The organism is Streptosporangium sp. NPDC049078 (assembly GCF_040648855.1).
In the GTDB taxonomy this organism is placed as follows: domain Bacteria; phylum Actinomycetota; class Actinomycetes; order Streptosporangiales; family Streptosporangiaceae; genus Streptosporangium.
On sequence record NZ_JBEZEL010000017.1, the window covers coordinates 185,848 to 208,884 of the forward strand.

23 protein-coding genes and 1 riboswitch are annotated in these 23,037 nt (G+C 70.6%); of the genes, 8 read left to right on the top strand and 15 right to left on the bottom strand.

Going from position 1 to position 23,037, the window contains the following annotated elements; genetic code table 11:
* Positions 1 to 49: 49 nt before the first annotated feature.
* Positions 50 to 898, bottom strand: a complete 849-nt coding sequence (menB, locus tag AB0B90_RS28435; protein ID WP_350947313.1) for a 1,4-dihydroxy-2-naphthoyl-CoA synthase — start codon at positions 896 to 898, stop codon at positions 50 to 52.
* Positions 899 to 1,059: 161 nt separating this feature from the next.
* Between menB and AB0B90_RS28440 the strand changes: the two genes are divergently transcribed.
* The 3 genes from AB0B90_RS28440 (at position 1,060) to AB0B90_RS28450 (ending at position 4,263) form a co-directional block, all read left to right on the top strand.
* Positions 1,060 to 2,208 (top strand): AMP-binding protein, encoded by a 1,149-nt coding sequence (locus tag AB0B90_RS28440; RefSeq protein WP_362925740.1) that lies wholly within the window; start codon positions 1,060 to 1,062, stop codon positions 2,206 to 2,208.
* A 51-nt stretch (positions 2,209 to 2,259) separates the two neighbouring features.
* A complete protein-coding gene (locus tag AB0B90_RS28445; protein ID WP_350947158.1) occupies positions 2,260 to 2,634 on the top strand; it encodes a hypothetical protein in 375 nt (124 codons plus the stop codon).
* Positions 2,635 to 2,829: 195 nt separating this feature from the next.
* Positions 2,830 to 4,263 carry an RNA polymerase sigma factor gene (locus AB0B90_RS28450; RefSeq protein ID WP_350947157.1) on the top strand — a complete coding sequence of 478 codons (1,434 nt, stop codon included), beginning with the start codon at positions 2,830 to 2,832 and terminating at the stop codon, positions 4,261 to 4,263.
* A gap of 207 nt (positions 4,264 to 4,470) precedes the next feature.
* Here AB0B90_RS28450 and AB0B90_RS28455 read toward each other — a convergent pair whose 3' ends face one another.
* A complete protein-coding gene (locus AB0B90_RS28455; RefSeq protein WP_350947156.1) occupies positions 4,471 to 4,680 on the bottom strand; it encodes an MbtH family protein in 210 nt (69 codons plus the stop codon).
* A gap of 469 nt (positions 4,681 to 5,149) precedes the next feature.
* Complete coding sequence (locus AB0B90_RS28460) at positions 5,150 to 5,551, bottom strand: hypothetical protein (protein ID WP_350947155.1); 402 nt, start codon at positions 5,549 to 5,551, stop codon at positions 5,150 to 5,152.
* A gap of 195 nt (positions 5,552 to 5,746) precedes the next feature.
* Here AB0B90_RS28460 and AB0B90_RS28465 point away from each other — a divergent pair, with 195 nt between their 5' ends.
* Positions 5,747 to 6,349 carry a TetR/AcrR family transcriptional regulator C-terminal domain-containing protein gene (locus AB0B90_RS28465; protein WP_350947154.1) on the top strand — a complete coding sequence of 201 codons (603 nt, stop codon included), beginning with the start codon at positions 5,747 to 5,749 and terminating at the stop codon, positions 6,347 to 6,349.
* A gap of 409 nt (positions 6,350 to 6,758) precedes the next feature.
* Entirely contained in the window at positions 6,759 to 6,950 is a 192-nt protein-coding gene (locus AB0B90_RS28470) for a DUF5999 family protein (RefSeq protein WP_307558872.1), read from the top strand.
* Positions 6,951 to 6,957: 7 nt separating this feature from the next.
* Here AB0B90_RS28470 and AB0B90_RS28475 read toward each other — a convergent pair whose 3' ends face one another.
* Positions 6,958 to 7,590, bottom strand: a complete 633-nt coding sequence (locus tag AB0B90_RS28475) for an alpha/beta family hydrolase (protein WP_350947311.1) — start codon at positions 7,588 to 7,590, stop codon at positions 6,958 to 6,960.
* Positions 7,591 to 7,736: 146 nt separating this feature from the next.
* Between AB0B90_RS28475 and AB0B90_RS28480 the strand changes: the two genes are divergently transcribed.
* Complete coding sequence (locus AB0B90_RS28480; RefSeq protein ID WP_350947153.1) at positions 7,737 to 8,087, top strand: hypothetical protein; 351 nt, start codon at positions 7,737 to 7,739, stop codon at positions 8,085 to 8,087.
* A gap of 163 nt (positions 8,088 to 8,250) precedes the next feature.
* Here the strand turns inward: AB0B90_RS28480 and AB0B90_RS28485 are convergent, their stop codons facing one another.
* From AB0B90_RS28485 to AB0B90_RS28525, 9 genes are all read right to left on the bottom strand, one after another.
* Entirely contained in the window at positions 8,251 to 9,033 is a 783-nt protein-coding gene (locus AB0B90_RS28485) for a tetratricopeptide repeat protein (RefSeq protein ID WP_362925743.1), read from the bottom strand.
* A 135-nt stretch (positions 9,034 to 9,168) separates the two neighbouring features.
* A complete protein-coding gene (gene gcvP, locus AB0B90_RS28490) occupies positions 9,169 to 12,024 on the bottom strand; it encodes an aminomethyl-transferring glycine dehydrogenase (RefSeq protein WP_350947151.1) in 2,856 nt (951 codons plus the stop codon).
* 179 nt (positions 12,025 to 12,203) lie between these two features.
* Positions 12,204 to 12,296: riboswitch (glycine riboswitch) on the bottom strand.
* Between the two features lie 15 nt (positions 12,297 to 12,311).
* Positions 12,312 to 12,932 (bottom strand): MerR family transcriptional regulator, encoded by a 621-nt coding sequence (locus AB0B90_RS28495; RefSeq protein WP_350947150.1) that lies wholly within the window; start codon positions 12,930 to 12,932, stop codon positions 12,312 to 12,314.
* A 144-nt stretch (positions 12,933 to 13,076) separates the two neighbouring features.
* Positions 13,077 to 13,547: a bifunctional nuclease family protein gene (locus tag AB0B90_RS28500; protein ID WP_326639501.1), complete on the bottom strand. Its 471-nt coding sequence runs from the start codon at positions 13,545 to 13,547 to the stop codon at positions 13,077 to 13,079.
* Between the two features lie 79 nt (positions 13,548 to 13,626).
* Positions 13,627 to 14,304 (bottom strand): MerR family transcriptional regulator, encoded by a 678-nt coding sequence (locus AB0B90_RS28505; RefSeq protein ID WP_350947149.1) that lies wholly within the window; start codon positions 14,302 to 14,304, stop codon positions 13,627 to 13,629.
* Entirely contained in the window at positions 14,304 to 14,816 is a 513-nt protein-coding gene (locus AB0B90_RS28510; RefSeq protein WP_350947148.1) for an FHA domain-containing protein, read from the bottom strand. Before AB0B90_RS28510 ends, AB0B90_RS28505 begins: the two co-directional genes overlap by 1 nt.
* Before the next feature lie 374 nt (positions 14,817 to 15,190).
* The gene (locus AB0B90_RS28515) at positions 15,191 to 17,692 is read right to left on the bottom strand and encodes a mannose-1-phosphate guanyltransferase (RefSeq protein WP_350947147.1); all 2,502 of its coding nucleotides are present in this window, start codon (positions 17,690 to 17,692) and stop codon (positions 15,191 to 15,193) included.
* Positions 17,693 to 17,695: 3 nt separating this feature from the next.
* Positions 17,696 to 18,292, bottom strand: a complete 597-nt coding sequence (locus AB0B90_RS28520; protein WP_350947146.1) for a CDP-alcohol phosphatidyltransferase family protein — start codon at positions 18,290 to 18,292, stop codon at positions 17,696 to 17,698.
* An 80-nt stretch (positions 18,293 to 18,372) separates the two neighbouring features.
* Entirely contained in the window at positions 18,373 to 18,792 is a 420-nt protein-coding gene (locus AB0B90_RS28525) for a hypothetical protein (protein WP_362925746.1), read from the bottom strand.
* Positions 18,793 to 18,931: 139 nt separating this feature from the next.
* On the opposite strand from AB0B90_RS28525, the gene AB0B90_RS28530 reads away from it, so the two are divergent.
* Positions 18,932 to 19,537 carry an rRNA adenine N-6-methyltransferase family protein gene (locus AB0B90_RS28530; protein WP_350947144.1) on the top strand — a complete coding sequence of 202 codons (606 nt, stop codon included), beginning with the start codon at positions 18,932 to 18,934 and terminating at the stop codon, positions 19,535 to 19,537.
* 75 nt (positions 19,538 to 19,612) lie between these two features.
* Positions 19,613 to 20,794 carry an acyl-CoA dehydrogenase family protein gene (locus tag AB0B90_RS28535; protein WP_350947143.1) on the top strand — a complete coding sequence of 394 codons (1,182 nt, stop codon included), beginning with the start codon at positions 19,613 to 19,615 and terminating at the stop codon, positions 20,792 to 20,794.
* Between the two features lie 49 nt (positions 20,795 to 20,843).
* On the opposite strand, the gene AB0B90_RS28540 is transcribed toward AB0B90_RS28535, so the two are convergent.
* Together AB0B90_RS28540 and AB0B90_RS28545 are read right to left on the bottom strand one after the other, a co-directional pair.
* A complete protein-coding gene (locus AB0B90_RS28540; protein ID WP_362925749.1) occupies positions 20,844 to 21,758 on the bottom strand; it encodes an alpha/beta hydrolase in 915 nt (304 codons plus the stop codon).
* Positions 21,759 to 21,930: 172 nt separating this feature from the next.
* The gene (locus AB0B90_RS28545) at positions 21,931 to 22,617 is read right to left on the bottom strand and encodes a gamma-glutamyl-gamma-aminobutyrate hydrolase family protein (protein WP_350947141.1); all 687 of its coding nucleotides are present in this window, start codon (positions 22,615 to 22,617) and stop codon (positions 21,931 to 21,933) included.
* Positions 22,618 to 23,037: the final 420 nt, after the last annotated feature.

Consider the following 23,037-nt stretch of genomic DNA (forward strand, 5'->3'; position numbering starts at 1 on the left):
GCGGCGGGAGAACCTGTCCCCGCCACCCGGCCGTGAACTTCCGCCGCCGCTAGGGGCGGCGCGGGAACTTACCGAAGTCGGGGGCGCGCTTCTCCTTGAACGCGTCGCGGCCCTCCTGCGCCTCCTCGCTCATGTAGTAGAGCAGGGTGGCGTCACCGGCGAACTGCTGCATCCCCGCGGCGCCGTCGGTCACCGCGTTCAGCGCGCCCTTGAGCATACGCAGCGCGAGCGGCGACTTCTCCAGCATCTCCCTCGCCCACTTGACCGTCTCCGTCTCAAGCTCGGCGAGCGGCACGACCGCGTTGACCAGGCCCCAGTCGAGGGCGGTCTGCGCGTCGTACTGGCGGCAGAGGTACCAGATCTCACGGGCCCGCTTCAGGCCGACGGTCTCGGCCAGCAGCCAGGAGCCGTAGCCTCCGTCGAAGGAGCCGACCTTGGGGCCGGTCTGGCCGAAGACCGCGTTGTCGGCGGCGATGGACAGGTCGCAGCACACGTGCAGCACGTGGCCGCCGCCGATGGCGTAGCCGGCGATCATCGCGATGACCGGCTTGGGGCAGCGGCGGATCTGGACCTGCAGATCGAGCACGTTGAGCCGGCCGACGTGCGGGGTGGACTTGTCGACGTAGCCGTCGTCGCCGCGGATCTTCTGGTCACCGCCGGAGCAGAAGGCCCTGTCACCCGCGCCGGTGAAGATGATCACACCGACCTCGGCGTCCTCCTGGGCGACGTTGAAGGCGTCCTTGAGCTCGAAGAGCGTCGTCGGGCGGAACGCGTTGTGGCGCTCCGGGCGGTTGATCGTGATCTTGGCGATACCCTCGCCGGTCTCGTAGACGATGTCCTCGTACTGGCCGGACCTCTTCCAGTCGACCGCGCCGTCGCGCTCGGACGCCTTCTCCACCGCCCGCTCATCCACGCCCGGCTCGACCCGCTCCGTGCCCACGATGGCTTCACCCTCTCCGCTGCGCCGGTACCCCCGGCCGTTGTCCGGCTTCCGGCACTAACCTTACGACCGTGATGACCGCTCCTGCGCACGAGGCGTGGCTTTCCGTAGAACGGGAATTGCACGCCGTGGTATCTCCGGCGACCTCGGAGTTGTTCCGGGCCGTCGGCGCGGCGCTGGACGGCGGCGGCCCGGCCGTGCTGCCCCTCTCCCCCGCACTGCCCGCCCCCGCACTGCGGGCGACGCTCGACGCGTTGCGCCCGACCCATGTGAACGGAGTACGCCGCGAGGGCGGCGTCGGCGTGCCCGCCGAGGTCGCGGTGGTCATCGCCACCAGCGGCTCGACCGGCGTCCCGAAGGGCGTCCAGCTGTCCGCCGAGGCGCTGCTCGCCTCCGCGTCGGCCTCGTTGCGGCGCCTGGACGCCGCAACGGGCGAGCGCTGGCTGTGCTGCCTGCCTCCCTCCCACGTCTCCGGCCTGCAGGTCCTGCTCAGGTCGCTGCTTGGCGGGACCGAGCCGATCGTGCACGACGGGTTCTCCCCCGAGGCCGTGCTCTCCAGCGGCGCGGAGCACGTCTCGCTGGTGCCGACCCAGCTGCGCCGGCTGCTCCAGGTGGATTCGACGCGTCTCCAGCGCCTGTCGAGGATCAGGACCATCCTGCTCGGCGGCGCCGCCGCTCCCCCCGGCCTGCTCGCCGCGGCCCGCGCGGCCGGCGCCCGGGTGGTCACCACGTACGGCATGAGCGAGACCTGCGGCGGGTGCGTCTACGACGGCGATCCCCTCGACGGGGTGGGGATCGCCGTCGTGGACGACGGCCGGATCCGTCTGAGCGGGCCCATGCTGTTCTCCGGCTATCGGCTCCGCCCCGACCTCACCGAGGCGGCCCGCGACGGCGACTGGTTCCTCACCTCGGACCTGGGCACCCTGGAGGGAGGGCGGCTACGCGTGCTGGGGCGGGCCGACGACGTCATCAACACCGGAGGTGAGAAGGTGGTCGCCGCGGCGGTGGCCGCCGTGCTGGCCGAGCATCCCGCGATCGTCGACGTCGCCGTGGTCGGCCGTCCCGACCCCGAGTGGGGCGAGCGGGTGGTGGCCGTCGTCGTCTCGCCCTCTCCGCCGTCCCTGGCCGAGCTGCGCGCCCTCGTCAAGGAGCGGATGCCCGCCTACGCGGCCCCTGCCGACCTGACCGTTGTGACCGAAATACCGCTTCTGGCCAATGGCAAGCCGGATCTCGCGGCTCTCCGTTATGGTCGTGATCGGGAACCGTGAAGGTGCCCCCGAACGTCCAATGAGGTAGCCGAAGCAGGAAGGACAAGCCCGATGAACGTCACCCGGAAGACATGGGTCTCGGCTGGAATCGTGAGCCTGGTCCTCGCCGGCGGCATTTCCGTCACGGCGGCCGCCGCGTCGGGCGGGATCGGGAGAGCGGAGAAACCATCGGACGAGCCGGTGCCCGCCGTGTCCCCGAACGAGCCGGGACCGCCCTCGTACGAGCCGTCACCGACCGCGTCCGCTCCTCCCGCCGAGGACTACGTGGTCTCCAAGGAGGTCAACCCCGACCCCGAGAAGGTCTTCGGTTACTGGAACGAGGACCGGCTGGAGCAGGCCGAGCCCTTCCCGATGCCCATGGTCGACGGCCCGCTCGAAGGCTCCTCGGAGTCGGCGAAAGAGGGCCCCGTGGTAGTGATCGAATAGGCCCTCTCGGGCACCCGAGCGCGGGTGGATCGCCGACACGGCGGTCCACCCATCATATTTTCCGAGTCAAGTCGGGAACAGAATGTTCTTGCCTGGGGTTATTGGTACTGGTGCGCCGAGCGGCTCCCAGACCGCCCCACCCCAAGACCAGCAAACCGTAAATTCAGACGACTCCGTGATGGAGGAGGTGTCCTCATGCCCCCAGCCGCCGTGGCGACCTCATCTGAGGCCCCGACGACCCTCGACCAGCTCCTTGACCGAGGACGAGTCCAGGGTCACCTTTCACTCGCGGAGCTGCGTCACGCCTTCGCCGAGGCGGGCGTCAGCCCCACCGAGGGCAGGTCGATTCTGCGCGAGCTCACCGAGGCGGGCGTCAGCCTGGCGGCCGAGAACGAGCCCACACTCTCGGCATCCACCGCCAAGAGCACCCGCAAGACCTCCGCACGCAAGACGAAGACCGCCTCCGCGAGGAAGGCCTCGACGAAGGCCGAGCCCGTGGCCGGCGCCCCCGACGCGACCAAGGTCCCGGTGGAGTCCTCCGGGGACCTCAAGACCACCAGGAGGACCAAGGCCGTGAAGGCCGCCGGGACCACCGCCAAGGGCGCCAAGGACGCCAAGGACGCCAAGGACACGGCGGCGGAGCCCGAGGACGAGTGGAACCCGGCGGAGGAGCCCGAGGTGGAGGTCGAGCCGACCCTCGACCTCGACGACCAGTCCTCCGTCATGGGCGACTCGGTGCACACCTACCTGAAGTCGATCGGCCGTCGCACCCTGCTCACCGCCGCACAGGAGGTCGAGCTGGCCAAGCGCATCGAGGCCGGCCTGTACGCCGAGTCCAAGCTGGAGGCCGACCCGGGCCTGTCCGCGGTCGTGCGTGACGACCTGGAGTGGATCGCCGAGGACGGCCGCCGGGCCAAGGACCACATGCTGGAGGCCAACCTCCGCCTGGTCGTCTCCGTGGCGAAGAAGTACACCGACCGGGGCATGGCCCTGCTCGACGTGGTCCAGGAGGGCAACCTCGGTCTGATCCGCGCGGTGGAGAAGTTCGACTACACCAAGGGCTACAAGTTCTCCACCTACGCCATGTGGTGGATCCGCCAGGCCATCCAGCGCGGCTTCGCGGACTCGGCCCGCACGATCAGGCTGCCGGTGCACGTGCTGGAGATGCTCTCCAAGCTGTCGCGCGTCGAGCGCGACATGCACCAGCGCCTGGGCCGCGAGCCCACGCCGGAGGAGCTGGGCGTCGAGCTCGACAAGAGCCCCGACCAGATCGAGGAGCTGCTGCGCACCAGCCGCCAGCCGATCAGCCTCAACGCCACCATCGGCGAGGACGGCGAGACCACCATCGGCGACCTCATCGAGGACGTCGACTCGCCCGAGGCCTCGGAGGTCGTCGACCGTCAGCTGCTCGGCGAGCAGCTGCGCGGCGTGCTGGGCAACCTCTCCCCCAGGGAGGCCAAGATCATGGCCCTGCGCTTCGGCCTCGTCGACGGAAAGCCCCACACCCTCGACGAGATCGGTAAGCACCTCGGCCTGACGCGCGAGCGCATCCGCCAGCTGGAGAAGGAGTCGCTCTCCAAGCTCCGCCACCCCAGCAACACCCGCCCGCTGCTCGACTGGGCCAGCTGACCCGGCCGCCCGTTTCGAAGGGCGCCACCGCGAGACCTCCCGTCCGCGGTGGCGCCCTTCCGCGTTTCCGGCCCCGCCCAAGGGGTGTCCCGACGGAATCGGCGCGATCGCCGAGCGTCCCTCCCGGAAGGTCGGCGCGGGGGCCAAGGTGGACCAAGGCGACGGTCACCCGTATCCGGCCTCGAAGGCCGGGAAGGCGCGGAAGGCTCAGCCGTCCATCTGGGTGATGAGGCTCCTTGGGCGCATGTCGGTCCAGGAGCTCTCGACGTAGGCGAGGCAACCGGCGCGGGAGTCCTCACCGTGGGCGATCTGCCAGCCCGCGGGGACGTCGGCGAACGCGGGCCACAACGAGTGCTGCCCCTCCACGTTCACCAGCACCAGGAAGGACGCGCCGTCGTCGTCGAAGGGGTTGATCATCGGTTACCTCCAGCAGGAACGGGCAAGGATCGGGGATTCGTCCGGCACCGGGAGCGGCGGTCGGCACGGGGTCCGCGTACGGGCGTCGGCTCACGGTTCTCCCGCCGACGCGCCCGGAGGCCGCCGAGCACCGATCTCCCGTCGCGTTCTCGGAGCCATCAGGCAGGGGTTGGGGCAGAGGAAAATGCGTGGCTGTGCACATCTCAGCGAAATACCTGGTCATAGCGTTAGGCGAGCAGTCGGGGGCTGTCGGAATGACAAGGTTTATTAGGTAAGCCTATCCTAAAATCCACCCCATCGGCGGCGATGTCAAGGCTTATGGGGGATGACGGCGTCCAAGCCCCCCGCAGGCCCCCCGCAGGCCCGCCGTGGGCCGGGACCGCGAAGGGCTCCTCCCCGCGGTCTTCGGCTGCGGGGAGGAGCCCTCTCGAACGGGAGCCCTGGGTGCCCAGGGCGCTTGGGATGAAGGTCAGCGGGCGGAGGCGGCGACCGGGCGGGGAACCCGGGGGATGCCGGTCAGCCGGTTCTGCTCGCGAAGGGTGCGCAGGCGGTTGACCTCCGCGGTCCACTCGGCACCCCGGGGGGTCGCCCTGCCCTTGCGGCGGCGGATCCGGTCGTCGTACGCCTTGACCCCGAACGTCGCACGCTGGTTGGCCTCGGCCGCGCGCAGGGCCTCGGTGAGAGCCCTGTCGAACGCCAGCCCGGCGGCTCGCAACTCCTGCACCGGAGCCGCGGCGGCCTGCGCCCGGCGCACTTCGGCCTCGGCCTCGCGCGCCTTCTCAAGGAGCTCGGGAAAGCTCTTCCCGACCTCCTGGTCAGCGTGGTGACGAACCTCCGCCTCCCGGCTCACGCTCGGTCGGAAAAACGCCATCTTCTTCCCTCTCTCCCCGGCCGCCGGGCCTCCTCCGGCAGATCACCGCTCGTAGCCTACGCGCTCAGCCCTCACCCCACACACTCAGGGACCCGACCTCTCCCGGACGACCCCGTCCCGCCGCGCGACGGAGGTCCGCCCTGTTCGGCGCGCCACCCTTTACGCAGTAAGGCAGGCGGTGGCAGGATGCCTCCCATGCCCGCCAAGCGACCACCCGTCCCGCTCTCCAGGGAGCGCATCATCGACGCCGCCCTTCACATCGCAGACGGCCAAGGGCTCCGGCGTCTGACGATGCGACGGCTGGGCGACGCGCTCCAGGTGGAGGCGATGGCCATCTACCACCACCTGCCACGCGGCAAGGACGCCCTCATGGACGCGCTGGCCGAGCACGTCACCACCGTGCACGCCGAGCCGGGCGAGAGCTGGCAGGAGAGCGCGAGGGCCTGGTGCCGGGCGAGCAGGGCAGCACTGAGGGAGCATCCCGGGGTGCTGGCCCTCGCCCTGACCAAACCGCCGAGAGGCAGGGCGGCGATCGCGATCAGGGAGCAGACCGAGCAACTGGCCGAGGCGGGCCTGGCCGACCCGGCGGGGGCGGTACGCGCCCTGCGGGCCTACGTCTTCGGCGCGGTGGCGGTGGAGGTGCAGCAGTCGGGCTGGGCCGAGCCCCCGGGCGACGAGGACGAGCCCTGGCGCCCTCCGTCGAGGGGAGGCGGCAGCCCGGCGGCGGACACCGACTTCGAGCACGGGCTGGACGCGCTCCTGGCCGGCCTGGGCACGCGGGAGGGCAGGAGCCGCTAAGGGCCAGGCCAGGGGCGCGAGGGCCGGCATCGGGGCACGTCAGCAACTTGTAACCGATCGTTTACCCGCCAGGCGGCGTGTCGGACTTGGTTGAATGTGCTCATATGAGGCATGCTGTGTTATAGGTCACATCCCCCGACAAAGCCCTGACGGACTGGCCCTCTAGCAGTCCCAAACAGTCCTAACGGGCTATGTCGCCGAGGTGCGATCGATCGCACACTTGATCTACTTGATGTGCGACCCTCGCTCTGTTAGGGGTCGCATGGCCATATGTCAACATTCAGATGCTCGTCCCCGTCATACGTGGGAACGGAGACCCATCGGTGACGGTGCCGCCGGATGTCCGATGCCCACCCCCGTGCCCGGTGTGACACGGGCGAGCCGACACGAGAGATCCGGAGGCACGCCGATGTGCCCGCACGAGCCGTCCTGTCCGTCCGCCGACGCGCTGGACCGCGAAGCCGCCCGCACCATGGCGGCCCACCCCGAGCAGGGCTGGAGCCTGCTCTGCAACGGTGTTGTGCTGTTCGAGGACACCGGCGAGCTCCTCCCCGACGGTGCCGTCATCGAGCCGCACCGGCCACTGGCCGGCGTCGTCTGAAGACCCGTCACCCCCGACCGGTCACGCTGAGCGGGTCCACCGAGCCCGGCCGCATCCTCGTGTCGAGCCACTCGGCGACCACCTCGCCCACCCTGGTGGGACTCCTCCCGAGGTCGTGACCCTCTCCCGGCAGCACCACCAGGCGCGCGGCGTCCGCCGCCTCGGGCACGCCGAACGGGTCACGGTCTCCGCTCACCACCAGCACGTCCACACCCGCCGCACGCAGCTCCCCCGCGCGGGAGCGCTCCGGCTTCCTCGGCGGGTGCAGGGGGAAGGCCAGCGCGACGACCGCGTGGGCACCGACCCGCTCGGCCGTACGGCACGCGACCCTCGCCCCGTTGCTCCGCCCACCCTGCGCCAGCGGCAGCCCCGGATAGCGCCCGCGCAACCCCGCCACCAGCCTCTCCCACGCCTCGTCCTGCTTGACCGCCGACCCCGGCGCCCGGGCCCCGCGCACACGGAACGGCTGCAGCACCCGCGCGACCGTCCCGCCGATCGCCGTCACGGCGTCCCGCACGGCCAGCAGGTCCGGGGCGTCCACTCCCCCGGCCGAGCCGTGGGTGAGCACCAGCAGGAAGCGCGGGGCGGCCACCTCGTCGATCTCCACGAGGGCCGGGCCGTGCGGGGTCACGATCTCCAGGGGCCCGGCCGTGCCCGCCGGAAGCCTGGATTCCGCGGTGGTCCGCGGGGCGGACGCCTTCGCGAGGGGGGTGGAGTCGAAGGTGGACACGAATCTCGTCCTAACGGCTGATGCCCGGCGGCCGGGGGCGAGGGAACAATCGAAGCGTGCAGGACTACCAAGATATCCGCCAGGACATGCGCGCCACCATCGAGGCCCGGCGCGACCTCGGCCCGGAGTACGAGGCCGCGCTCGTCGACTCGTTCGTGTCACGTCTCGACGCGACCATCGCCCACCGGGTGCGCGCCGAGTTGCACGCCACCGGGGCGCCGGCGGCCAGGCCGCGCAGGAGCACGAACTCCTCGATCCCGATCGCCCTCGGTTCCATGGGCATCGGGATCCCGCTCACCGCCATCGCCGCGCAGAACGCCGGCACCGCCGGACTGCTGCTCGCCTGGGGCGGAATCGTCGCGATCAACTTCGCCCACGCCCTGAGCCGCTGGCGGGAGCGCGACTGACGGCGAGGGCGCCGCGGGAACGGGGAGACACCTCCCCTGTGGTCCCCTGTGGATCCGCCACTCCCGGACAGTGTCCGGCCCGGCCCCATCGGCCCGGCGTCCGCCCGACGTCCGCCCACAGGGCGACCGCCGCTCCGCGCACGGCCCCCGAAGTCGCCGGACCTCAGAGATCCCGGTCGAGGCGCAGGCGGACCTCACCGGCGAGGTCCTCGTCGGCGCTGTCCAGACCGTAGCGCCACACCCGCTCGGCGTCCTCGTCGCGCCCCCTGAGCGGAAGGGTGCGCGCCAGGAGCTCGATGGCCAGCGCACCGGTCTCCACGTCTCCGCCCTCCTCGATCGCGCCGGAGAACTCGGCGCAGGCCATCTCCAGATGAGCGATGCCGAGCATCACCCTCAGTCTCGGCACCTCGGCCGCCTCCGGCACCGAGAGCGCCTCCAGGAGCACCTGCGCGGCCTCGGCCGGCTCGCCCTCCTCAAGGAACACCTCCGCCAGCCGCTGAGCGGCCCGAGGAGCGATCTCCGGGTCACGGGTGGCGAGCGCCTCGCGAAGCGACCGCTCGGCCTCCTCCTCGCCCGTGGCGAGCCGCGCGAGGGCCATGTGCGCCAGCGGGACATAGGCGGGATGGCCGACACCCAGCGCGGCCTGCCAGGCGGCGCGGGCCTGCTCCGCCAGGTCCTCCCTTTCGAAGCTCCCCGCGAGCAGGCAGGCGGCCTGGGCGGCGAACTCCGGGTGCCCGGTCGCCAGCGCGGTGCGCGCGGCCGCGCGGGAGCCCGGCACGTCTCCGCTCTCCTCGAGCACCACCGCGAGCCCCACCGCCGCCTGGGCCCTGTCGGGTTCGTCGGGATCGGCGACCAGCTCAGCGAAGATCGTGGCGGCGCCGTCGAGATCGCCCGACTCGGCCAGTCTTCGCGCGGCGTCCAAGGGACGGGTGTCCACCTCAGGCATGCATGATCCTTCCGGATACGGAGACGCCCCGAGCCTAACGACTCGGGGCCTCGTCCGTCCCCCCGCATTCCCGGCGGATATCACGGTTCGCGTGGGTTTCCCGGCTCTCGCGCGATGTCCACGAGGCCGGCGGGATCAGTCCTCGTACGCCTCCAGGGGAGGGCAGGAACAGACCAGGTTGCGGTCGCCGTAGGCCTGGTCGATACGGCGGACCGGCGACCAGTACTTGCCCTCGCGCACCGACGGCAGCGGGTAGGCCGCCTCGGTGCGGCTGTAGGGGTGGGCCCACTCGTCGACGACGAGGCTGTCGGCCGTGTGCGGGGCGTTGCGCAGCGGGTTGTCGGTCCTGTCGTACGCGCCGGAGGCGACCTTCGCGATCTCCTCGCGGATCGAGATCATCGCCTCGCAGAACCGGTCGAGTTCGGCCAGGTCCTCGCTCTCGGTCGGCTCGATCATCAGCGTTCCCGCCACGGGGAAGGACATGGTCGGGGCGTGGAAGCCGTAGTCGATGAGGCGCTTGGCCACGTCGTCGACCGTCACCCCGGTCTCCTTGGTGATCTGGCGCAGGTCGACGATGCACTCGTGGGCGACGAGGCCGCCGCGGCCGGTGTAGAGGACCGGGTAGTGGGGGCTGAGCCTGCGGGCCAGGTAGTTGGCCGACAGGATGGCCTGCTCGGTCGCCGCCTTCAGGCCGTCGGCGCCCATCATCCGGATGTAGGCCCAGGAGATGGGCAGGATGCCCGCCGAGCCGTACGGCGCGGCCGAGACCGGGCCGACCGCCGTACCCTCACGCAGCGGATGGCCGGGCAGATAGTCGGCCAGGTGGGCGCGGACCGCGACCGGGCCGACGCCGGGGCCACCGCCGCCGTGCGGGATGCAGAAGGTCTTGTGCAGGTTGAGGTGGGAGACGTCCGCCCCGAACTCCCCCGGCCTGGCCAGGCCGACCAGCGCGTTGAGGTTGGCGCCGTCGACGTAGACCTGCCCGCCGGCCTCGTGCACCAGCTCGCAGATCCGGACGATCGTCTCCTCGTACACGCCGTGCGTGGACGGGTAGGTCACCATGATCGCGGCAAGCTGCTCGCGGTGCTTGTCGATCTTCGCGACGAGGTCGTCGAGGTCGACGTTGCCCTTGTCGTCGCAGGCGACCACGGCCACGCGCATGCCGGCCATGACGGCGCTCGCGGCGTTGGTGCCGTGCGCGGACGAGGGGATCAGGCAGACGTCGCGGCCCGACTCTCCGCGCGCGGTGTGGTAGGCGCGGATCGCCAGCAGCCCGGCGAACTCCCCCTGCGAGCCGGCGTTCGGCTGAAGCGACACGGCGTCGTAGCCGGTGACCTCGGCGAGCCAGCGCTCCAGCTCCCCGATCAGCTCGATGTGGCCCGCGGCCTGGTCCTCGGGCGCGTAGGGGTGCAGCCCGGCGAACTCCGGCCAGGTGATCGGCTCCATCTCGGTGGTCGCGTTGAGCTTCATGGTGCAGGAGCCCAGCGGGATCATCGACCGGTCGAGCGCGATGTCCTTGTCCTGGAGCCTTCGCAGGTAGCGCAGCATGGCCGTCTCGGAACGGTGGCTGTGGAAGACCGGGTGGGTCAGGTAGTCGCTGACCCGCGCCAGCGCGGCGGGCAGCGCGTCGTGGGCGGCGGCGTCGAGGTCGGCCAGCACGGCGCCGCTGATCTCGAAGGCGGCCAGGACCTGCTCCAGGTGGAGCGGCTCGGTCTTCTCGTCGCAGGTGACGCCCACGTGGTCGGCGTCGACCAGGCGCAGGTTGACGCCGTTCTCGCGTGCCGTGGCGACGATCTCCTCGGCGCGGCCGGGCACCCTGGCGAGCACGGTGTCGAAGAAGGTGTCGTGCACGACCTCGACACCGCCCTGGCGCAGGCCCTCGGCGAGCACGACGGCGTGCCTGTGGGTGCGCCGTCCGATCCTGCGCAGGCCCTCGGGGCCGTGGTAGACGGCGTACATGCCGGCGATCACGGCGAGCAGCACCTGCGCGGTGCAGATGTTGCTGGTGGCCTTCTCGCGGCGGATGTGCTGCTCACGGGTCTGGAGGGCGAGCCGGTACGCGGGGCGTTTGTCGGCGTCCTGGGAGACGCCCACCAGGCGGCCCGGCAGCTGGCGCTGGAGACCGTCGCGGACCGCCATGTAGGCGGCGTGGGGGCCGCCGAAGCCGAGGGGGACGCCGAAGCGTTGCGAGGATCCGACGGCGATGTCGGCGCCGAGCTCGCCCGGCGCGGCCAGCAGGGTGAGGGCGAGCAGGTCGGCGGCGGCGACCACCTGGGCGCCGCGCGCGTGGGCGGCGTCGGCGACGGCGCGGAAGTCGCGGATCCTGCCGCTGGCGCCGGGATACTGCACGAGCACCCCGAAGCACTCGGGAAGCTCGGCGGTGAAGTCGCTCTCGACCAGTTCGATGCCGAGCGGCTCGGCGCGGGTGCGCAGCACCGCCTTGGTCTGCGGCAGCGCGTCGGCGTCGACCACGAACACCTTCGAGGGGCCGCGGCCGGCGCGGCGGGCCAGGGTCATCGCCTCGGCGGCGGCGGTGGCCTCGTCGAGCAGGGAGGCACCGGCGACGTCGAGGGCGGTCAGGTCGGAGACGACGGTCTGGAAGTTGATCAGGGCCTCCAGACGGCCCTGGGAGATCTCCGGCTGGTAGGGCGTGTACGCGGTGTACCAGCCGGGGTTCTCCAGGAGGTTGCGGCGGATGACGCCCGGAGTGATCGTGTCGTGGTAGCCCAGGCCGATCATCGAGGTGAGCACGGTGTTGCGCCCGGCGAGGACTCGAAGCTCCGCGAGGGCCTCGGACTCCCCGGCCGCCGGGGGCAGGCTCAGCCGCCCCGCGGAGCGGATCGCCTCGGGCACGGCCACCGCGACCAGGTCGGCCACGGAGGCGAATCCGACCGCCTCCAGCATGCGGGTCTGGCCGGCGTCGTCCGGCCCTATGTGGCGGGTGGAGAACGGCAGGGAGCCGAGTTCGCTGAGCGATGACAGGTCGGTCATGGTGAAGCCTCCCGGGACGGGGTGGAGACCGGCGCTGGGCGCGGGCGTATGCCTGGTCTCCCCCTCTGTCATCACGACCGTCTCACGCGTCGTGACCTGAGAGCTTCACCTACCCGTGACGGGAGGCTTGCACCGTCGGTGAGTCGCGCCTGGCCGGCGCGCCTGCTTTCCAGAGTTGCCTCGTCCGTGCGGTACCGGGTGCCTGAGAGATTCCGGGGAGGTTGCTCCTTCGGCGCCCCGCTCGCTGTCGGGGTCTCTCCCGCACAGGGTCAGCAGCGAGTCCGAGTTTACCCGGTTCGTCGTGCTCTGCGACGGCGGGCCAGCTCATCGGCCTGATGATCGCCTAAAGGGCCCTCGCTCGACTCCGCACGTTCGCCGGGCAGATCCGCGAGGGAGCCCTCCACCTCCTGCCACACCCGTCCCAGTGCTATGCCGAAGACTCCCTGGCCGCCCTGGAGGAGGTCGATCACCTCGTCGGGCGAGGTGCACTCGTAGACGCTCACCCCGTCGCTCATCAGGGTGATCCCGGCCAGGTCGTTGACGCCCCGGTCGCGCAGGTGCTGCACGGCGATGCGGATCTGCTGGAGGGAGACGCCGGTGTCGAGGAGCCGTTTGACGACCTTGAGCACCAGGATGTCGCGAAAGCCGTAAAGGCGCTGGGAGCCGGATCCGTGGGCGGCTCTCACGGTGGGCTCGACGAGGCCGGTGCGCGCCCAGTAGTCGAGTTGCCGGTAGGTGATGCCGGCCGCGGAACAGGCCGTCGGGCCCCGGTAGCCGATGTCGGCGGGCACCTTCACCGGTTGCCCGTCGAACAGCAGACCCTCTTCACCCGCGCGCTGACGTGCCGACTGGCGCCGTTTCGGGTCATCCTGATCGGCGTTTCTACCCTCGCCGCTGCTGACCGCCACGCGGACCTCCGGCTTTCTCTCATCCCACGGCCTGATCTGGGGGTTTACGCACGGCCGCAGGGTTCACATGCACCGTAGGACTGGGGCCAAGTCCAGTCAACGACCCCACTCGGCGCGTCGTGAAGCGTAAATGCACCGAAATTCCTACCCCGCGCGGCCGAAGTCCTCGGGCGTGATCGTGTCAAGGAACTCCCTGAACTTCTCCACCTCGTCCTCCTGGTCGTCGGGGATGATCACCCCCGCCTCCCGGACCACGTCCTCACTCGCGAAGATACGTGCGCCGGTGCGAAGTGCCAAGGCGATCGAGTCCGAGGGACGCGCGCTCACCTCCACCCCGTTGGAGAACACGAGATCGGCGAAGAAGATGCCGTCGCGCAGGGCGACGATGTTGACCGTGCTCAGCCGGACTCCGAGCCCTTCGAGCACGTCACGGAACAGGTCATGAGTGAGCGGCCGGGGTGGTGGTTCCTCGGCCTGGGCCATGGCGATCGCCGTGGCCTCTGTCATGCCGATCCAGATAGGCAGGTAACGCTCCCCATGCGTCTCTTTCAACAAGACGATCGGCTGGTTGGAGGGCATTTCAACTCGAACGCCCACGACCTCCATCTGCAACACGGGCTGCTCCGTCTTCGCTGGATTCCGACCGGTTTGTTCAACGTAACACTCGTGGGGGTACGAGTGCCTGGTCAGGCTCTCACCGACCCAGAGCCCCACGCACGCCGGAACGCAGCAGCGAGGCGTGCAATTCCAGCAGCAGGCCGGAAATCTCCCTCGCCGTCTCGTCGGCCTGGTCGATCGCGCCCGGCCCGCGACGGCGCAGCAGCGGGGCGACGGCCTGCTCCACCAGGCCCGCCTCGCGCTCGGCCGCGGCCTTGACCGCCCTCAGGTGGCGGGCGCGCAGGCCGAAGGCGGCGAGGGCTCCGACGCTGCGGGCCACGGCCAGCGCCTCGGCGTCGTAGTAGCGGGCCACCGCGGCCAGCAGGCCGTAGTCCTCAAGCTCGGCGAGGGTCTCCTCGTCGAGCTCGGCGGCGGCGATCAGCTCCTCGCGGGTGAGCCTGAGCTCGGGAGGCGCCTCGTCGGGGACGGCGCGCGGCCGGGCGGCCGGGCGCTCCTCGCGATCGGCCGCCTCCAGATGATCCTTGATCACTCGCAGCGGCAGGTAGCGGTCACGCTGCTCGCTGAGGATGTAACGGAGCCGCTCGACGTCGGCGTAGCTGAACTTGCGGTAACCGGAGGGACTGCGCTCCGGCTCGATCAACCCCTCGCCCTCCAGGAAACGAATCTTGGAGATGCTGACGTCGGGGAACTCGCCCTGCAGGAGGGCGAGCACCTCCCCGATGCTCATGTGCGCACGAGCGGCCTGCGAGCTCATCATCCTCCAGCGGCGCCGCGGGTGAGGAAGACGAGGCGGAACTTGCCGATCTGCACCTCGTCCCCGCCGTACAGCGGGACCTCCTCGATGCGCTCGCGGTTCACGTACGTGCCGTTGAGGCTGCCGACGTCACGGACGGTGAAGACCCCGCCGCCGCGCCGGTAGAACTCCACATGACGGCGCGAGACCGTGATGTCGTCGAGGAAGATGTCGCTCTCCGGATGGCGGCCCACGGTGGTGAGATCGCTGTCGAGCAGGAACCGGCTGCCGGCGTTGGGGCCGCGCATCGCGACCAGCAACGCGGTGCCCGGGGGCAACTGCTCGACGGCCTGCCGTTCGGCGAGAAGCGTCTCACCTGTCTCCGCCTCATATGCCTCGATCCCGGAGAGGGAGATCGTCGATGTGCTGTCTCCGGCGGTCTCGGCTTTGGTAAGCGGCGACCCGCATCGTGAACAGAAACGGGCATCCTCAGGGTTGGCATGACCGCACTGCGTGCAGTAGACGCTCGGCATCGATCGGCTCGGCCTCCTACCGCGAAGACGCGGCAACGGTGCTCAGTGATGCGCGCCTCGCTTCTTCGCTTCTCAAGTGTTTTCTCGGACTGCGAATGCCGCAACATACAGTGATGAGGCGCGAAGGTCAAGGTTGACGCTGAACCGCGGGTACGGTCGGTGACAAAGTTACAGTGGGGCACTGTCTCCGGTCCATGGCGCCGCGCTGTGTTTTGTCGCGACCCCTCGCCCCGAGCGCTCATCCTCCTCCCTGCCCGCCCGGCTTTCCCGCTCCGCTCGGCTCACGGTCCTCGCTCACGACCTGCTCCTCTCCCCCGGTGCCCGGCTGGGCCCAGCTGCGCCCGTCTGTGCCCGTCTGTGCCCGGCTGTGCCCTTCAGCCGCCCGCGGCGTCCTCGACCACCCGCGCCCAGTGCTCGATCAGGGTCTGCGCGGAGTCGACGTCGAAGCCCTCGGCCCACAGGTGGGTGACCGCCTCCGTCGGGTCGGGCAGCACCAGGGCCCAGCTGCCGTCCTCGGCGACGACCCGGACCCCGTCGGTGGTGTCGATGCGGTAGTGCTCGGCGGCCTCGATGACCGAGCGCATCACCGCGCCCTTGGCGGCCCACGGGGTCGGCACGGTCCGGCGCAGCAGCTTGGCCTCGGGGATCCTGGCGTCGATCTGGCTGAGCGAGAGCCTGGTCCTGGCGACCAGGCCCAGCAGGCGCAGGAACACCGCCAGGCCGTCCACCGTGGGCCCGAACTCGGGCACGATGAAACCTCCGCGCCCGTCGGCCGCGAAGATCGTCTCCGGCCCTCTGGCCGCGGTGGTCAGCGCGTCGATCGCGGTGGAGGTCCACTCGGCCTGCACGCCGTGGAACCTGCAGACCTGCTCCGCCACCCGGGTGGTGGTGACCGGCAGCGCCACCCTGCCGCCGCGCCGCTCGGCGGCGACCAGGTCGAGCACGACCAGCAGGGCGCGCTCCTCGCTGATCAGCTGGCCCATCTCGTCCACCAGCGCGACCCGCTCCCCCACCGGGTCGAAGCGCACCCCGAAGGCCGCCCTGGAGGAGCTGACGAGCTCTGAGAGGCGCTGCAGATCACGGCGGCGCTCGGCGAGGGTCTCGGTGGGCGAGGCGTCGTCCAGCCGGTTGTTGACGGTCAGCACGTCCACCCCGACCCGGCCCAGCAGGCTGGGCAGCACCAGCGAGGAGGTGCCTCCCGCGCAGTCGACCACGACCTTCATGTCGACGTCGCGCACCCCGCTGATGTCGACCAGGCGCAGCAGCTCGTGCGTGTAGTCCTCCACCGCCCTGGCCGGAAAGCTCAGCTCGGCGATCTCTCCGGGGAAGGCGCGGCGGAACTCCTGCCGGGAGAAGACCCGGTCCAGCTTGCGCTGGGCCGCCGGGGACAGGTCCGCGCCGTGCTCGTCCATGAAGACGATGTCGACGCTCTGCGGGTCGCCGGGGGTGGTGCGCAGCGCGATGCCGCCGACGGCGTTCTCCCTGGCGGTGTGGAAGCGGGCCACCGGGAGCGGGGACGCCTCCAGGTCGAGCACGTTGATCGCGCTCGCGTTCAGGGCGCTGATCACCGCCCGCTTCAGTGCCCGCGCGGCACGGGAGGAGTCGCGGGAGGTGATGACCGAGGCGCCCTTCTTCAGGGTGGTGGCGTACGCGCTGGCCAGCCGTACGCACAACTCGGGGGTGATCTCAACGTTCACCAGCCCCGACACCCCCCGAGGGCCGAACAGGTTGCGCTGGGCGCGCGGCTCCCAGATGACGCTGTTGTTGATCACCGCCCCGGCCTCGATGGTCTTGAACGGGTAGATCTTGACGCCGGAGGAGATGTACGCCTCGGCCTCGATGATGCACTCGTCTCCGACGACGGCGCCCTCCTCGACCCTGGCCGCGGTCATCAGGTCGGTGTTCTTGCCGATCACGCAACCGCGCAGGTGGGCGCTGGGCCCGACGTAGACGTTGTCGTGGACGACCGCGCGGTGCAGGAAGGCTCCCTCCCTGACCACCGCGTTGCTGCCGAGCACGGTGTACTCGCGCAGCTCGGCCCCCGCCTCGACCTTGGCGTAGTCGCCGATGTAGAGGGGGCCCTTGAGGACGGCGTCGGCGTCGACCGAGGCCCCCTCGGCCACCCAGACGCCCGGCGAGACCTCGAAGGCGTCGATGTCGACCTTGACCCGCCCCGACAGGACGTCTGCCTGGGCCTTGAGGTAGCTCTCGTGGGTGCCCACGTCCTCCCAGTAGCCGTCGGCCACGTAGCCGTACAGCGGGGCGCCGCGCTCCAGCAGCCTGGGGAACACGTCGCCCGACCAGTCGACGGACTCCCCGGCCGCGATCTCGTCGAGGACCTCGGGCTCCATCACGTAGATGCCGGTGTTGGCGGTGTCGGAGAAGACCTGGCCCCAGGTCGGCTTCTCCAGGAAGCGCTCCACCCTGCCCTGGTCGTCGACGATGACGATGCCGAACTCCAGCGGGTTGGGGACGCGCTTGAGCCCGATCGTGACCATCGCGCCGTTCTCGCGGTGGAAGCGGATCATGTCACTCAGGTCGATGTCGGTCAGCGCGTCGCCGGAGATGACCAGGAAGCGGTCGTCACGGAGCCGGTCGGCGGCGTTCTTGACGCTGCCCGCGGTGCCGAGCGGCGTGTCCTCGGTGGCGTAGTGCAGGCTCATGCCGAGCTCGTCGCCGTCGCCGAAGTAGTTTCTGACCAGAGCCGCCAGGAACTGCACGGTGACCACCGTCTCGGTGAAACCGTGCCGTTTCAGCAGGCGGAGGACATGCTCCATGATCGGCCGATTGATCACGGGCAGGAGAGGCTTGGGCTGGTTCGCGGTCATCGGCCGGAGCCGTGTCCCTTCCCCGCCCGCCATGACGACGGCCTTCACAGATCACCTCTTAAGGCGTTTGGCCTCGCTGGTCAGCTGACGCACCTGTACCCAATACAGCACTCCGGACCACCAGTACAGACCTGTGCCCCAGATGGCGAGGGACCAGCCGACGATCCCCGCCGCCTCGGCGTACCAGGAGGGGTGATGGGCCAGGAAGAGCAGGGGGAAGGCGTAGAGCAGGTTCGCGGTGGCGGCCTTGCCGAGGAAGTGCACGGGCAGTGCCGGACCGTATCCGAGACGGCGCAGGATGAGCGGGATGCCCAGCAGCATCACGTCGCGCAGCGGGATGGCGAGCGCCAGCCACCAGGGGATGATCTCGCGCATGGCGAGGCCGAACAGGGTGGCCAGGATGTAGAGCCGGTCGGCCAGCGGGTCGAGCAGGCGGCCGAGCCTGCTGGTCTGGTTCCAGGCACGGGCGATCTTGCCGTCGAGCCAGTCGGAGAATCCGGCCAGCATGAGCAGGGCGACGGCCCAGCCGTCGGCCTTCGGCCCCAGCACGAGCCAGAGGAAGACCGGCACCCCCAGGAGCCTGGCCAGGCTCAGCGCGTTGGGAACCGTCCAAATTCGATCTTCAGCCCCCGATTCTTCCGGACCCACCGGCTGAACTCCCTCCCCGCACCTGATGGTGACACTACTGTGTCCGGCGCCACCGAGGGGATGCGGGGAGGGCGCACGTCTCAGGACCGGCGCTCGGTGGCGCGGGGCGACCACGCCCAGATGAGCACCGCCACGGTCAGTCCGAACAGGGCGAGACCGCTGGGCACGTGGGTGCCGAGCGCGTCCCAGCTGAAGTGCTGGCCCATGCCGATCAGGAACAGGCCGAGACTGGCCAGCGCGGGCCAGCCCGCCCCCCGTCCCGGACGCCAGACCAGCACGGCCGCGACGATCTGCAGCAGGGCGATCAGGTGCACCACCATCCCGGCCATGACGTGGGTCTCGCCGAGTTCTCCCCCGCCCTGTACGGCCTGGCCTGCGAACGAGGCGGCGACGACGAGTCCGGCGGCCTGGGCGACGACGAGGACGCGGACGCCGTACAGCAGGCCCGTGGATACCTGACGGCCCCGCGTCGGATCGGGCTGGGTGACGACCTCCTGCATGAGATGTGTCCTTCCTCAGATGAAAGATGAAAAGCGAGTGGTTCGAAGCACATCGTGACCGCGGAGGCACGGCCGGGTCGTCAGCCTGGGGAATGACCTACGGATCCACCGCCTGGCGGATTCCCCTACGCTTCAGACCATGACCAATGACACCGCGCTCTTTCTGGGACAGTGGCTCCGCTCGCCGGGCACCGTCGGAGCGGTGGCGCCGAGCTCGCGGCGGCTCGCCGAGGCGGTGGCCTCGCCCGTTCCCCTCCGGGGAGATCCGGTGATCGTCGAGCTCGGTCCCGGCACCGGCGCGTTCACGGCGGAGATCCAGCGCCGGCTGGGCGGCCGGGGACACCACATGGCCGTCGAGATCAACCCGAGGCTGGCCGAGTTCCTCGCCGCGGGAAACCCCGGGGTGGACGTCGTGGTCGACGACGCGGCGCGGCTGCCGCAGCTGCTCCAGGAGCGCGGCCTGTCCAAGGCCGACGCGATCGTGAGCGGGCTGCCGTGGGCCGCCTTCTCCGCGGACACACAGGCCCGCCTGCTGGAGGCGGTCACCGCGATCATGGGCCCGCACACGGCCTTCACCACCTTCGCGTACAGCTTCGCCAAGCGCCTTCCCCCCGCACGGCGCTTCAGGAAGCGTCTCGCCGACACCTTCGAGGAGGTCGTCGTGGGCCGGACGGTGTGGGGGAACGTGCCGCCGGCCTTCGTCTACCACGCGCGCAGGCCGCGCCTTCCCGCCTCGGAATCCTGAGCCAGCGGAGCCGACGGAGCCGCAGACTCACACTTCCGCGGCAGTCCCCCGCCGAGAACGATGGAGTTGATCATCGTGGACTTCACCCTCCCCGAGAGCGCCCTCGCCGTGCAGCGCGGCATCGGCGACATCTGCGCCCGCTACGACCTGGACTACTGGCAGCGGTGCGAGAGCGAGAAGCGCTGGCCGGAGGAGGTCTGGCAGGATCTGGCGAAGGGCGGTTGGCTCGGCCTGGCCGTGCCCGAGGAGTACGGCGGCGGCGGGCAGGGCCTGCTGGAGCTGGCCGTGGCCACCGAGACCCTGTCGGCCTCCGGCTCGGCGGGCGGCTCGGCGTTCACCTACGTGCTCACCCCGGGGTTCGGCGCCATGACCCTCGCCAGGCACGGCAGCGGCCGGCAGCGTGAGGAGCTGCTGCCCAGGCTGGCCACCGGCGAGCTGGAGACCTGCTTCGCCCTGACCGAGCCCGACGCCGGGTCCAACGCCCTTGGCATCTCCACCTTCGCCCGCCGCGACGGTGCGGAGTTCGTCGTCCAGGGCCAGAAGATCTGGATCACCGGGGTGCAGCGGGCGACCTGGATGCTCCTCGTGACCCGGACCATCCCGGCCGCCGAGGCCAGTCCTCGCTCCAACGGCCTGACCGTCCTGCTGGTGAACGTCCCCGAGGCGGTCGCCGCCGGGCAGCTGTCCTTCCGGCCGATCCCGAAGATGGGCGCGAACACCACCCCGTCCAACATGGTCTTCATCGACGATCTGCGGGTCCCCGAGAGAAACGTCGTCGGCGAGGTCGACCAGGGCGCGCTGGTGCTGTGGGACATCCTCAACCCCGAGCGCGTCCTGCTGGCCGCCTCCGCCCTCGGCGGCGCCGAGGTGGCGCTGGGGGTGGCCGTGCGGTACGCCAGGGAGCGCGAGGTCTTCGGCCGCCCGATCGGCGCCAACCAGGCCATCGCCTTCCCCCTCGCCCAGGTCAAGGCCAAGATCGAGCTGGCCAGGCTGATGCTCTACAAGGCCGCGTGGCTGTTCGACAGGCAGCTGCCCTGCGGCACCGAGGCCAACATCGCCAAACTGACCGCCTCACAGGCCGCGTGGGAGGCGGCCGACCACGCCTTCCAGACGCACGGCGGCATGGCCTACTCGCTGGAGTATCCGGTGGCCCGCCTGCTGGCCGACGCCCGCATCGGCAGGGTGGCCCCCGTCACCGAGGAACTCCTGCTCAACTATCTGGCCACCCAGGTGCTCGGGCTGCCCAGGAGTTTCTGACCGGGTCGCGGCGGACGCTCCCGCCGTACGGGGGCAGGGGCGGCGCCGCTCACCGGAATGCCTCCGCGAGACGGGCCGCGGCGTACTCGCGCGCCTCGGTCGCCTGGTCGAAGAAGCCCGGCAGGCCGAAGAAACCGTGGATGGCCCCCTCGTACCTCCTCACATCGACCGGCACTCCGGCCTCGGCGAGCTGGGCGGCGTACTCCTCGCCCTCGTCGCAGAGCGGGTCGCACTCGGCGACGATCACCGTCGCCGGAGCCAGGCCGGACTTGTCGGCCAGCCGGGCCGGGGCGAGCCGGGGGTCGGCCGGGTCGCCTCCGTACTGCGTGACGAACCAGGCCATCTCATCGGCCCCGAGCCCGAATCCGGTGGCGTAGGTGCGGTAGCTCTCGGTGTCCATGGCCACGTCGGTCACCGGGTAGACGAGCAGCTGGTGGGCGAGCCCGAGCCCGGCGTCCCTGGCCCGCCAGGCGGCGACGGCCGCGACGTTGCCCCCGGCGCTGTCGCCGCAGACCGCGATGCGCCCGGGGTCGGCCCCGTAGGCGCCGGGACGGGCGAAGAGGTCCTGGACGACGCTCCACGCGTCGTCGGCCGCCGCGGGAAAGGGATGGTGGGGCGCGAGCCGGTAGTCGACCGAGATCACGACCGCCCCGTTGCGTACCGCGAGGTCGCGGCCGAGCGCGTCGTTGCGCTCGACGCTTCCGAAGACCCAGCCTCCGCCGTGGAAGTAGACGAGCGCGGGGAGGGGGTCGTCGCCCTCCCGTGGCCGGTAGACGCGGACCGGCACCCCCGCGGCGACGTCGTCCCTCACCATCGGCAGGGGAATGATCGGACCGCGCTGCTCGGCGAAGGCGTCGAGGGTCCGCAGCTCGGCGATCGTTTCGGGGGTGAGAGTGGAGAGAGGGGCACCGAGGTCTGTCTGGAAGAGCTTCAGGTAGGCCTCGGCCTGCGGGTGCAACGGCATGATCGGCACCCTACCCGCGTCGTCCCCGGCACGGCGGGACCCGGGCGCGGCGGCGGCGCGCGTCAGCGGCGCGTCGCATCGCCCGTTCTCGCGGGTGACGTCCGCGCGACGGCGTCGGGAACGACCGGCGCACCGGGGCGATCACGCGGGACGTCACGTCCGCGCGACGGTGTCAGGATCCGGCGGCCTCGACCAGGGCCTCGACGAGCCGGTTGTCCCCGGCTCGCGCGAGGTCCCACTGCACACCGATGCCGAACCTGTGCCCCTCCAGCTCGACGCCCTCGACGATCTGGTCGTCGGCCCACGCCACGGCGAGCAGACCGGTGCCCAGCCGCTTGACGGCCTGGTGATGGGAGGCGGTCACCTCGGCCTTGTCGCCCAGCGTCTTGCCGAGTTTGCTGGAGACGCTGATCTGGACGCGGTGCGCCGTGGAGGCGGCGTGACGGTCGTGGTCGACCACCTCGGGGAGCCAGGGGATCAGGTTCCCGCCCTGGGCGACGTTCAGGACATGCATGCCCCGCCCCGAGGCGAGCAGCGGCAGGTCGGCCTTGACTGCGGCGCGGGCCAGCGCCAACTCGAAGCGGTCGCGGTGCGGCTGCGGGTCACCGACGCGCTCCTCGCGGGCGGCCCCGTACAGGGAGGGATCGAGCTCGCCCCCTCCGGCGAGGATCACACCGGACAGGCCGCGGACGTAGTCGTCGATCCCGCCGAGGTTGAGCGGGGGCAGCAGCACCGGGGCGCCCCCCGCCTTCTCGACGGCCCGCGCGTAGGAGGTCGGCGACAGGACGGCCTCCCTGACCCAGTCGCCCCAGCGGGCGGCCTCAAGGTAGGTGGTGATACCGATCAAGGGTTGGGGCATGCGTTCTCCAGGGGGGCGTGCACGAGGTGGCGCCACCTGTTTCGGACAGCACCGATCCCATCTTCAACAGCTTCCCTATCATGGCGCACTCTATTTCGGTCATGTCACACATCCGAGGTATCAGTGTCGTCTCGCCGGGCCTCCCCACCCCTCACCGCCGGAGGGCTTCCCGCCGCCCAACCCCTCGGAACCCCGCCGTGATGAGAAATCGTACGAATAGTAAATTTCACCTTCAAAACGAATGTGATTATTATTCGTTTATCCAGCTCTCCACAGATTAACCAGTCACCCAAAATAACTCTCCAATTACCGATAGTTAGATTTCCCGCTATATTGCCGGGAAACGGTTGTGAGGCCCACTAGGTGATGGAAGACTCGAATTCGAGTGACCGGGCGAGCCGGGGCTCCAGGTCACTCTTC

Bases quoted from the DNA above. Each gene is read 5' to 3' on its own strand.
- AB0B90_RS28525 (WP_362925746.1), bottom strand. From the start codon at position 18,792: ATGCAGGAGGTCGTCACCCAGCCCGATCCGACGCGGGGCCGTCAGGTA.
- AB0B90_RS28485 (WP_362925743.1), bottom strand. From the start codon at position 9,033: ATGCCTGAGGTGGACACCCGTCCCTTGGACGCCGCGCGAAGACTGGCC.
- AB0B90_RS28505 (WP_350947149.1), bottom strand. From the start codon at position 14,304: ATGAGCTCGCAGGCCGCTCGTGCGCACATGAGCATCGGGGAGGTGCTC.
- AB0B90_RS28530 (WP_350947144.1), top strand. From the start codon at position 18,932: ATGACCAATGACACCGCGCTCTTTCTGGGACAGTGGCTCCGCTCGCCG.
- AB0B90_RS28455 (WP_350947156.1), bottom strand. From the start codon at position 4,680: ATGATCAACCCCTTCGACGACGACGGCGCGTCCTTCCTGGTGCTGGTG.
- AB0B90_RS28545 (WP_350947141.1), bottom strand. From the start codon at position 22,617: ATGCCCCAACCCTTGATCGGTATCACCACCTACCTTGAGGCCGCCCGC.
- AB0B90_RS28540 (WP_362925749.1), bottom strand. From the start codon at position 21,758: ATGCCGTTGCACCCGCAGGCCGAGGCCTACCTGAAGCTCTTCCAGACA.
- AB0B90_RS28450 (WP_350947157.1), top strand. From the start codon at position 2,830: ATGCCCCCAGCCGCCGTGGCGACCTCATCTGAGGCCCCGACGACCCTC.
- AB0B90_RS28465 (WP_350947154.1), top strand. From the start codon at position 5,747: ATGCCCGCCAAGCGACCACCCGTCCCGCTCTCCAGGGAGCGCATCATC.
- AB0B90_RS28510 (WP_350947148.1), bottom strand. From the start codon at position 14,816: ATGCCGAGCGTCTACTGCACGCAGTGCGGTCATGCCAACCCTGAGGAT.
- AB0B90_RS28445 (WP_350947158.1), top strand. From the start codon at position 2,260: ATGAACGTCACCCGGAAGACATGGGTCTCGGCTGGAATCGTGAGCCTG.
- gcvP (WP_350947151.1), bottom strand. From the start codon at position 12,024: ATGACCGACCTGTCATCGCTCAGCGAACTCGGCTCCCTGCCGTTCTCC.
- AB0B90_RS28460 (WP_350947155.1), bottom strand. From the start codon at position 5,551: ATGGCGTTTTTCCGACCGAGCGTGAGCCGGGAGGCGGAGGTTCGTCAC.
- AB0B90_RS28470 (WP_307558872.1), top strand. From the start codon at position 6,759: ATGTGCCCGCACGAGCCGTCCTGTCCGTCCGCCGACGCGCTGGACCGC.